Raw genomic sequence first — 9,240 nt, 5'->3', positions numbered from 1 at the left:
TTTCTTGCACTTGTACTAGAAAGATTAATTAATTCATTTAAATTTCTTTTTAAAAGCCATAAATTTAAAATGTTATTATCTATTTTTTTAATATCTTTAAAAACAAAAGTAAGTTGTTTTTGTGTAAGAAAATCCATGGCTTTTTTAACGCTATTGCAGTTTTTGATTTATAAATCACTTCACTTTCACTTTATATAAACAATGTATCCTTTCTCAAATATTTTAATTAAGAAAGGTTCATATGAAAAAAATTTTTTTATCTTTGGTTGTAGGGACTGGAATACTTACAAATCTTTTAGCTGATGGCATTAAGATACAAGGAAGTATTGCAGAAATTTATGATAACAATAAAACATTATTAATTGATACAATCCATGGCGGACAAATGGCGATTAAAATTTTACCAAACACTGAAATTGATATGGATAATTGCGGTCTATTTGGAATGGATAAAAAAGGTATGTTTAAAGATCTTAAAACAGGAGATTTTTTAGAAGCTAAAATTTATTATATGTCATCATCAGCTACCCCATCCAATACAGCAATTCCTACTGCAAGAAAAATAGAAATTGAATGTCGTAAAAAAGCTTATTAATTTTTGATAATAAAACCTTTTAGGTTTTATTATCTTGAAAATTTTTAGGCAAACTTTCCACATAAATACTTCTACTTGGAAAAGCAAAACTCAACCCATTCTTTGCAACTATTCTCATAAATTCTAACATTAAACTTTGTCTTGCATTTCTAAAATCATCTGATTTAATAGCTTTTGTATAAAAATAAAGTTCTATATTTATACTACTATCAGCAAATTCGCTCAAAGCCACGTGGCAAGAATTTTTATATCCTTCCAAATCATTGATAGAAACCAAATTTTGACGATATTTTATTTTTGTATCGCCGTATTTTAAAGCATTATCATCTACTTGAGCCACTAAAGGACTTTTTCTTAAAAATTCTTTCAAATCATTTACACAAGATTCTAATTGTTCTGGAGTTGCATCATAAGTTACGCCAAGATACATTCTTATATGACGCCCCATTTTTCTTTTACTCCAATTTTTAATATTAGCACCCATAATAGTTGAATTTGGCAAAAAAACTAAAGAATTATCAAAAGTTCTTATGGTTGTCTTTCTAAGTCCTATTTCAACAACCGTTCCTTCAATACCTGAAATTTCTATCCAATCACCTTGATTAAAGCTATTATCAAATAAAAGCAAAATTGAAGCAAAGAAGTTTGCAATGATATCTTTTGCTGCTAAAGCAACAGCTAATCCACCAATTCCCAAAGAAGCAATAATAGCAGAAATATTAAAACCAAGTTGAGCTAGTATAAAAAGTAAAGCTATAATGATAATAACAAAATATAAAATTTTAATGATTAAATTTACAACTTCTTTTTTATCACTTTTTTTAGCTAAATTTGCCACCAAAACGATACCATATCCATCTAAAATATTAAGAACAAGCCAAGCAATAAGCGTAGCATAGACTATATAAAAAAGATTTGTAAGATCAAAAGAAACGGGAGCTGGATAAAAAGCTATAGTTAAACAAACACTAATAGCATAAACAATAAGCAAAAATCCTACAGGTTTTTTAATATTTTCAATAAAAATTGTTTTAACTTCATTAGCTTTTGCTTTATTGCGATAAATTAACTTTACCAACAAAAAATAAACTATTTGAGAAAAAATTTTCCTTAACGAAAAGAAAAAAGCAAGAGTTAAAATTGAAATAACAATTTTTCCTGTATTTACAAAATGAATATTTGCTATTTCATTAATACGATCAATCCAATTTTGAAGCCCCAAAACACTAAAAAGATAATTGCTTTCAAGTAAATTTGCATTTACTCTTAAATATTTTAAAATTTCATTATAAGAATTAATTGTATTGGAAATTACTTCTTCTTTATGTAATATTTTTTCCATTTCATTAGGATTAGTGATTTTTGTTCTATAAATACTCAAATCCATGCTAAGAGTTTTTTGTAAATCATTCATTGCATCATCAATAACACTTATGATACTTTCACTATCTGCGGCACTTTTAAAAAGATTTTCTAAACTCAATAAAGAAGAATAAAAACTTTCAACGATATCCAAATAAGCTAAATTTAAAGCCGTATCTACATAAACAAAACTTTTATCACTACTACGTTTTAAAGTATCTTGCAATTGCTGTTTAGTTTTTAAAAAAGATTCTGTAGCTTTTTCATTTATTTTTTGGCTTACAATTACGCGTGGAATTTCTGAAAGAATTTCTTTTTTTTGCTCTTCAAGCTCTTTTAGAATACCACTATATATACTTGCATTAGAGTCTGTAAATTTTTCGTATTCTTTAATTTGTCTGTTTAATTCTACAAATTTCTGAGATAATGTATAAACGTTTTTTCCATTTAAAATACTTTTATTGATATCAATAAATTTAAAATCATCATTTGCAAATAAATTTAAAATAAAAAAACATAAAATTAACAAATTTCTCATAAAACTATCCTTGAATTAAAGTAAAAACTTTAGATTTAAAATTGTATTCATAAATTTCACCTGTTTCAATGATGTAATACCAAGCGTGAATTTCCAATCTACCCTCTTCAAAAGATTCCAAAACACCGGGATAAGTTAAAATATTCTGCAAGGAATTAATCAAATTAAGTTTTTCCGTCAACCATGAACGCATAGCATGGTCTTTAGAAAACTTTAAAACATCTTTTTTAATATCTTTAAGAAGAGTAAGCCATTTCTTAACATTAGGCATTTTATCAAGCTCTTCTTTAGGATAATAAAGAGCACTACAACCACCACAATTACTATGTCCACAAACAACTATATTTTTAATATGCAATGAATTTAAAGCATACTCAATTGCAGAAGTTGAAGCTAAAAAATCATCTCCTACACGATAAGGAGGAATAATATTTGCGATATTTCTTACCACAAAAAGTTCTCCAGGACCTGTGTTAGTAATTAAATGTGGTATAACACGCGAATCAGAACAACCTATAAAAAGCGTATGGGGATTTTGTTTATTTTTTAAACTTGCAAAAAGTTCTTCGTGTTCTTTAAAATCTTCTTGCATAAACTTTATAGCGCCTTTAATAAGATCTTTCATACATATCCTATTTATAAACTATGAAAATCAAATTATATCAAAAAACTATCATACAAATCTAAATCTTTTTACTTTTGATTAAAACTTATTTGATAAATTTATGTTTTTAATTCTTAGAGTTAAAATAATTTTTTGGAGGATATAATGAGTCTTTATGATAGAGATTATTTAAAATCTAAAGAGCTTGAAACAAGCTACTCAAGCCAACTAAGTATTTTTATCAAGCAAACTTATCAACTATTTGCAGCATCTTTATTGGCAGCTAGTGTTGGTGCTTATGTTGGAATTTTTGCTTTAGCATCTTTTTTTATACAATCTCAAGCAACTTTTTGGATTCTTTTCATTATTGAAATAGGACTTCTTTTTGCATTACAATGGAAAAAAAGAGAAGCTCCGTTAAATTTAATTTTACTTTTTGGATTTACTTTTTGTTCAGGTCTTACTTTAACGCCTTTATTAATTTCTGTTCTCGCATTGCCAGCAGGTGCTATTATAATAGCTCAAGCTTTTGCACTTACAACCGTTGCTTTTGGTGCTTTAAGTATTTTTGCTATGAATACAAAAAAAGATTTTACAACAATGGGAAAAGCTTTATTTATAGTTCTTATTGTTATAGTAGCGGCAAGCTTATTAAATATTTTTATTAAAAGTGATATTGTAAGTCTTGCTATTTCATCGATTGCTGCGATTTTATTTTCTTTTTATATTCTTTATGATACTCAAAATATTATTCGTGGAAACTATGAAACTCCTATCGAAGGTGCTGTAGCGCTTTATCTTGATTTTGTAAATCTTTTTGTAAGCTTACTTAATATTCTAAGAAGTTTAAATAGTCGTTAATTTGTGGGAATTTTCCCACAAAATTCTTGATAATTTCAAATCTTTTCAAGTTTAAATAAGTTAAAATATTTTCTTAAACAATAATCACAAATTTAGGAAAAAATATGACAACTCTTTTAATCGTATTACAATTTATCATTGTTGTTGTTATTTGTATAGCTGTTTTACTTCAAAAAAGTTCAAGTATAGGACTTGGAGCGTATAGCGGAAGTAATGAAAGTTTATTTGGAGCAAAAGGTCCTGCAGGATTTTTAGCAAAATTTACCTTTTTTATGGGGATTATATTAATAGCCAATACCATAGCTTTAAGTTATATCTATAACACTTCTTCTGGAGATTCTTTAGCTGAAAAAATTACTATTAAAAATAATTCAAGCATTCCAAATCCACCTATGAGTATTGTCCCTTCTATACCAACAAATAACGAAAATAATATTACTAAATAAAGGATTTAAAATGTTAAATGAAATTTTTAATAAACAAAAAGCTCATTGCGAGAAAAGCTTAGAATCATTAAAAAAAGACTTTACTACCCTAAGAACAGGTAAGGTTAATATCCACATTTTAGATCATATACAAGTAGATTATTATGGAAATTTAACACCTTTAAATCAAGTTTCAACTATTTTAGCCAATGATGCTTCTACTATAAGCATTACTCCTTGGGAGAAATCTATGCTTAAAAATATAGAAACTGCTATATCTGCGGCCAATATAGGGGTAAATCCTAACAATGATGGCGAAAGTGTAAAACTCTTCTTTCCTCCTATGACAAAAGAACAAAGAGAAGAAAATGTAAAACATGCCAAAGCTATGGGAGAAAAAGCAAAAATTGCTATAAGAAATATACGCAAAGATGCAAATGATAGTGTAAAAAAAATGGAAAAAGACAAAACCATTTCAGAAGATGAAGCTAAAAAAGCTTATGATGAAGTGCAAAAACTCACAGATCTTTACATAAATAAAGTAGACGAAAGTGTAAAAAATAAAGAATCAGAACTATTAAAGGTATAAACTATGAATTTAGAACAAGTTTATAAAGATTGCAAAGCTTTATTAGAAGGGCATTTTTTATTAAGCTCAGGCAAACATTCTAAATTCTATTTACAAAGCGCAAAAGTTTTAGAATACCCTAACAAAGCTCAAGAACTTTGTGATGAATTAGCAAAAATAATCTCTCAATATTCTATAGAATTTGATTGTATTTGCTCTCCTGCTCTAGGTGGATTACTAGCTGGATACGAACTAGCAAGATCTTGTAATAAACGTTTCATTTTTACAGAAAGAGTAAATGGAGAAATGACTTTAAGACGTGGTTTTGAAGTGAAAAAAAATGAAAAATTTATTATTTGTGAAGATATTATTACAACAGGAGGAAGTGCTTTAGAGAGTGCAAAAATCATAGAAAGTTTAGGTGGTAAAGTAGTAGCTTTTGCTGCTTTGGCAAATCGTGGTTTTTGTGCTGTAAAAAATTTAAATACAAAAGCAAAAGAAAATGCAAAACTTCCAAATGATACTCCTCTTTTTGCCTTAGGAAATTTTGACTTTGAAATTTATGATAGCGATCAATGCCCGCTTTGTGATCAAGGTAGCATAGCTATCAAGCCTGGAAGTCGTGGAAATTAATGAAAGAAAGAAAAATTAAAGCAAAAATCGCTTCACGCTTTTTGCGTTTTAAAGCTTTAACTATAGATATTTTTTTGCTTTATGTTCCAATTTTATATTTATTTTATTTTATTTTAGGCTCTAAAGATGCTTTTTTACAAAATGGCATTATTACAACCCTTTGCCCTTTGCTTTTTGGCTTTATACAAGCTTTATTTCTAGCAAAATCTGCTCAAAGTCCAGGTTTAAAAGCTTACGATCTTTATTTAATGGATTTAAAAAGTGGTAAAAAGCCTAAATTTTTAAAAATAATATTAAGATATTTTATATTTTTTATAAGCTTTGGAATGATAATAGGATTATTTTTTAGTTTTTTTAGAAAAGATGGTTTAAATTTACATGATATATTAACAAGAAGTTGTATTATAAAAAGAAAGGCTTAACAATGAAAAGAAAAAGAATTTACAATCCGAGTTCAAACGAAACTTTAAATGATAGAAAAGTTTTTGATGGAAATCCTCACGGGATTTTAAATTTTACCAAAGCAAAATACACTTGGGCTTTAAAACTTTGGGATGTTATGGAAGCAAACACTTGGTTTCCAAAAGAAGTAGATACCACTAAAGACGCTCTTGATTATCGTTGCAACCTTACTGCAGCTGAAAAAAGAATGTATGATCTTGTATGGTCTCAACTTATTTCTATGGATAGTTTTCAAACTAACAATTTAGCTGATAATATCAACCCTTACATTACAGCTCCTGAAATCAACGCTGTTTTAGCACGTCAAGCTTATGAAGAAGCAAATCATTCAAAATCTTACGCTGTTATGGTAGAAGCAATCTGTGATAATACCGATTTAATCTATGAAATGGAAAAACACGATGACACTTTAAGAGAAAAAAATGATTTTATTTCAGGAATTTATGAAGAATTAGCAGGCGATGTAGATGATAACAAACTTCTTTTAGCTATGGTAGCAAATCAAATTTTAGAAGGAATTTATTTTTATAGTGGCTTTACTGCGATCTATGCTTTAGCTAGAGCGGGTAAAATGTTAGGATCTGCACAAATGATTCGTTTTATCCAAAGAGATGAAATCACTCATTTGCTTTTATTTCAAAATATGATTAATTCAACACGCAAAGAAAGACCAGATCTTTTTAACGATAAAAATATCAATAAAATTTATGAAATGTTTAAAAAAGCTGGAGAGCTTGAAATCAAATGGGGAAAATATATCACTCAAAATCAAATTATGGGCTTTACAGATGATATTATAGAAGAATATATCCATTATTTAATTGATCAAAGATTACTAGCAATCAATCTTGATAAAATCTACAACGCAAGTCATCCTATCAAGTGGGTAGATGATTTTTCTAAATTTAATGATCAAAAAAGCAATTTCTTTGAAAGCAAAGTAACCAACTACTCAAAAGGTAGCATAAGTTTTGATGATTTTTAATCAATGAAAAAACAAAAAAAACAAAATTTAGCCTTACTTTGTGATTTTTATGAATTCACAATGGCACAAGGCTATTTTTTAAAAAAATTAGAAAATGAACTTTGCTATTTTGAAGTTTTTTTCAGAAAAGTGCCAGATAATGCTTCTTTTGCTATATTTGCTGGACTTGAGAGTGTTTTAGAATTTATTGAAAATTTACATTTTGATAAAGAAGATATAGAATTTTTAAGAAAACAAGAAATTTTTTGTGAAGAATTTTTAGAATATCTAAGCCGTTTTAAATTTATGGGCACTATTTATTCTATGAATGAAGGCGAAATTATCTTTCCAAATGAACCTTTAATGATCATTAAAGCAAACCCTATAGAAGCGCAACTTTTAGAAACCTTTCTACTTTTAAATATCAATCACCAAAGCCTTATTACCACTAAAGCAAATCGCATAAAAAGAGTAGCACAAAAAGCTCTTGTTTTTGAATTTGGTGCGCGTAGAGCTCATGGAAGCCAAGCAGCTATTAATGGGGCAAGATCAGCTTATATAGCTGGTTTTGATGGAACTTCTTGCACTTTAAGTGCTAAAATTTACAATATAAAAGCCATAGGAACTATGGCACATTCTTGGATACAAATGTTTGATAATGAATACGAAGCTTTTATAAATTATCTTAAACTTTATCCTAATCAACCCATTTTACTCATTGATACTTATGATGTAAAAAAAGGACTTTTAAATGCCATCAATGCTTTTAAATCTTTAAATATCACAAAAGGTGCAGTGCGTTTAGACTCTGGAGATCTTTTAAATTTAAGCAAATTTATAAGAAAAGAACTCGATCTTGCAGGATTAAAAGAATGTAAAATTATCGCATCAAATTCTTTAGATGAATTTATCATAAAAGATTTGGTTTCAAATAATGCTCCTATAGATGCTTATGGAGTAGGAGAAAGACTTATAACCGCAAAAAGCGATCCTGTATTTGGCTGCGTATATAAACTTGTAGCAATACAAGAAAATGAAGATATCAAACCCAAAATCAAAATAAGCGAAAACTCTCAAAAAACCATTTATCCACACTTAAAAAAGCTTTATAGAATTTATGATAAAAACTCCAATAAAGCTCTTTATGATAAGCTTTTAATATATAATGAAAAAATCATTATCAAAAAAGAATATTACGCAAAAGAACTTTTAAATTTAGTATTTAAAAATGGAAAAAGAGTTAAAGAAAAAAAAGATTTAGAAGAAATTAGATCTTATCTTGCACAAGGACTTAAAACTTTAGACTCTAAGTTTTTAGCATTAAAATCTAAAACAAAATATAAACTTAAATTTTCAAATAAACTTTTAAAAATCAAAAATTCTCTAATAAAATAATTTGAGAATTTTTCAAGCATAATTTTTTTTGCTACAATTTTTTTTAAATTTAAGGAGTAAAAATGAATGCATTTGAGCAAAAACGTGTAAAAACTATGACTGAAGAAATCGCCAAAAAGATCTTTATTAATGAAGAACTTTTTAATGCCTTTTGCGAAGTCCCACGTGAAATTTTTTCTCCTCTAAAAGCTCACGCATACCGCTTAGATGCTTTACCTTTAGCAAATTCTCAGTGGATAAGCTCTCCTTTAACCGTTGCAAAAATGACTATGGCACTAAATTTCAAAGATGCTGATAGTGTTTTAGAAATAGGATGTGGTAGTGGCTATCAAGCAGCAATTTTAAGTCGTATCATAAGAAGAGTTTTTACAATCGAACGCATAGAAAATCTTGCTAAAAGTGCTTCAAATACCTTTAGAGCTTTAGGATTTAGCAATATCAATGTGCGTTATGATGATGGGCAAAATGGCTGGAAAAATTATGCGCCTTATGATAGAATTTTATTTTCAGCTTATGCTACTTCTATACCAGAAATCATACTTGATCAACTAAGTGATAATGGGATCTTAGTAGCTCCTATACTTCAAAATGGAAAACAATACATCACAAGATTAACCAAAAATGGAACCTCTTTACAAAAAGAAATTTTAGAAGAATGCTTATTTGTGCCTGTTTTAGACGGAAAAGAGTGATTTTAAGCCCAATTTAGCACTCAAGATTGATTGTGCTTCTTTATTTAATTCCAATGGAACAGGTTTAAATTTAAGAGATGGACAAGGAATTTGGGTATCTTATGCAGATGCAAAATACTCTACAAACTCTTTAGGGGTAAG

At 28.0% G+C, this 9,240-nt stretch carries 11 protein-coding genes and 1 pseudogene; 10 read left to right on the top strand and 2 right to left on the bottom strand.

All coding sequences use genetic code 11. From position 1 onward, the window contains the following. Positions 1-241 precede the first annotated feature (241 nt). Entirely contained in the window at positions 242-595 is a 354-nt protein-coding gene (locus tag JG677_RS05600; RefSeq protein ID WP_200170402.1) for a hypothetical protein, read from the top strand. A 19-nt stretch (positions 596-614) separates the two neighbouring features. On the opposite strand, the gene JG677_RS05595 is transcribed toward JG677_RS05600, so the two are convergent. Further along, positions 615-2,495, bottom strand: a complete 1,881-nt coding sequence (locus JG677_RS05595) for a mechanosensitive ion channel family protein (RefSeq protein WP_200285608.1) — start codon at positions 2,493-2,495, stop codon at positions 615-617. Positions 2,496-2,499: 4 nt separating this feature from the next. After that, the gene (locus JG677_RS05590; protein WP_200170404.1) at positions 2,500-3,120 is read right to left on the bottom strand and encodes a carbonic anhydrase; all 621 of its coding nucleotides are present in this window, start codon (positions 3,118-3,120) and stop codon (positions 2,500-2,502) included. Positions 3,121-3,264: 144 nt separating this feature from the next. Between JG677_RS05590 and JG677_RS05585 the strand changes: the two genes are divergently transcribed. The 9 genes and pseudogenes from JG677_RS05585 to JG677_RS09095 form a co-directional block, all read left to right on the top strand. Further along, positions 3,265-3,960, top strand: coding sequence for a Bax inhibitor-1/YccA family protein (locus JG677_RS05585; RefSeq protein WP_200285606.1), 696 nt, complete (start codon positions 3,265-3,267; stop codon positions 3,958-3,960). Positions 3,961-4,064: 104 nt separating this feature from the next. Next, the gene (gene secG / locus JG677_RS05580; protein WP_200285604.1) at positions 4,065-4,406 is read left to right on the top strand and encodes a preprotein translocase subunit SecG; all 342 of its coding nucleotides are present in this window, start codon (positions 4,065-4,067) and stop codon (positions 4,404-4,406) included. 10 nt (positions 4,407-4,416) lie between these two features. Further along, positions 4,417-4,974 (top strand): ribosome recycling factor, encoded by a 558-nt coding sequence (frr, locus tag JG677_RS05575; RefSeq protein WP_200170407.1) that lies wholly within the window; start codon positions 4,417-4,419, stop codon positions 4,972-4,974. A gap of 3 nt (positions 4,975-4,977) precedes the next feature. Then, positions 4,978-5,586: an orotate phosphoribosyltransferase gene (pyrE, locus tag JG677_RS05570; RefSeq protein WP_200285602.1), complete on the top strand. Its 609-nt coding sequence runs from the start codon at positions 4,978-4,980 to the stop codon at positions 5,584-5,586. Beyond that, the gene (locus JG677_RS05565) at positions 5,586-6,008 is read left to right on the top strand and encodes an RDD family protein (RefSeq protein ID WP_200217802.1); all 423 of its coding nucleotides are present in this window, start codon (positions 5,586-5,588) and stop codon (positions 6,006-6,008) included. Before pyrE ends, JG677_RS05565 begins: the two co-directional genes overlap by 1 nt. Before the next feature lie 2 nt (positions 6,009-6,010). After that, a complete protein-coding gene (locus tag JG677_RS05560) occupies positions 6,011-7,033 on the top strand; it encodes a ribonucleotide-diphosphate reductase subunit beta (RefSeq protein WP_200170410.1) in 1,023 nt (340 codons plus the stop codon). A gap of 3 nt (positions 7,034-7,036) precedes the next feature. Next, on the top strand, positions 7,037-8,407 hold the full coding sequence (locus tag JG677_RS05555; protein WP_200285600.1) for a nicotinate phosphoribosyltransferase: 1,371 nt from the start codon (positions 7,037-7,039) through the stop codon (positions 8,405-8,407). A 62-nt stretch (positions 8,408-8,469) separates the two neighbouring features. Then, positions 8,470-9,099, top strand: coding sequence for a protein-L-isoaspartate(D-aspartate) O-methyltransferase (locus JG677_RS05550; RefSeq protein WP_200217800.1), 630 nt, complete (start codon positions 8,470-8,472; stop codon positions 9,097-9,099). 25 nt (positions 9,100-9,124) lie between these two features. Further along, a pseudogene (locus JG677_RS09095) lies at positions 9,125-9,240 on the top strand (hypothetical protein); the annotation flags it as partial.

It is taken from the genome of Campylobacter sp. TTU-622, assembly GCF_016598965.1.
GTDB lineage: Bacteria > Campylobacterota > Campylobacteria > Campylobacterales > Campylobacteraceae > Campylobacter_D.
This window is presented reverse-complemented; position numbering and strand designations above follow the sequence as displayed.

Excerpts from the sequence above, each read along its gene's own strand:
- JG677_RS05550 (WP_200217800.1), top strand. The coding sequence starts at position 8,470 with ATGAATGCATTTGAGCAAAAACGTGTAAAAACTATGACTGAAGAAATC.
- JG677_RS05595 (WP_200285608.1), bottom strand. The coding sequence starts at position 2,495 with ATGAGAAATTTGTTAATTTTATGTTTTTTTATTTTAAATTTATTTGCA.
- JG677_RS05590 (WP_200170404.1), bottom strand. The coding sequence starts at position 3,120 with ATGAAAGATCTTATTAAAGGCGCTATAAAGTTTATGCAAGAAGATTTT.
- JG677_RS05565 (WP_200217802.1), top strand. The coding sequence starts at position 5,586 with ATGAAAGAAAGAAAAATTAAAGCAAAAATCGCTTCACGCTTTTTGCGT.
- JG677_RS05555 (WP_200285600.1), top strand. The coding sequence starts at position 7,037 with ATGAAAAAACAAAAAAAACAAAATTTAGCCTTACTTTGTGATTTTTAT.
- JG677_RS05585 (WP_200285606.1), top strand. The coding sequence starts at position 3,265 with ATGAGTCTTTATGATAGAGATTATTTAAAATCTAAAGAGCTTGAAACA.
- pyrE (WP_200285602.1), top strand. The coding sequence starts at position 4,978 with ATGAATTTAGAACAAGTTTATAAAGATTGCAAAGCTTTATTAGAAGGG.
- JG677_RS05600 (WP_200170402.1), top strand. The coding sequence starts at position 242 with ATGAAAAAAATTTTTTTATCTTTGGTTGTAGGGACTGGAATACTTACA.
- JG677_RS05560 (WP_200170410.1), top strand. The coding sequence starts at position 6,011 with ATGAAAAGAAAAAGAATTTACAATCCGAGTTCAAACGAAACTTTAAAT.
- frr (WP_200170407.1), top strand. The coding sequence starts at position 4,417 with ATGTTAAATGAAATTTTTAATAAACAAAAAGCTCATTGCGAGAAAAGC.
- secG (WP_200285604.1), top strand. The coding sequence starts at position 4,065 with ATGACAACTCTTTTAATCGTATTACAATTTATCATTGTTGTTGTTATT.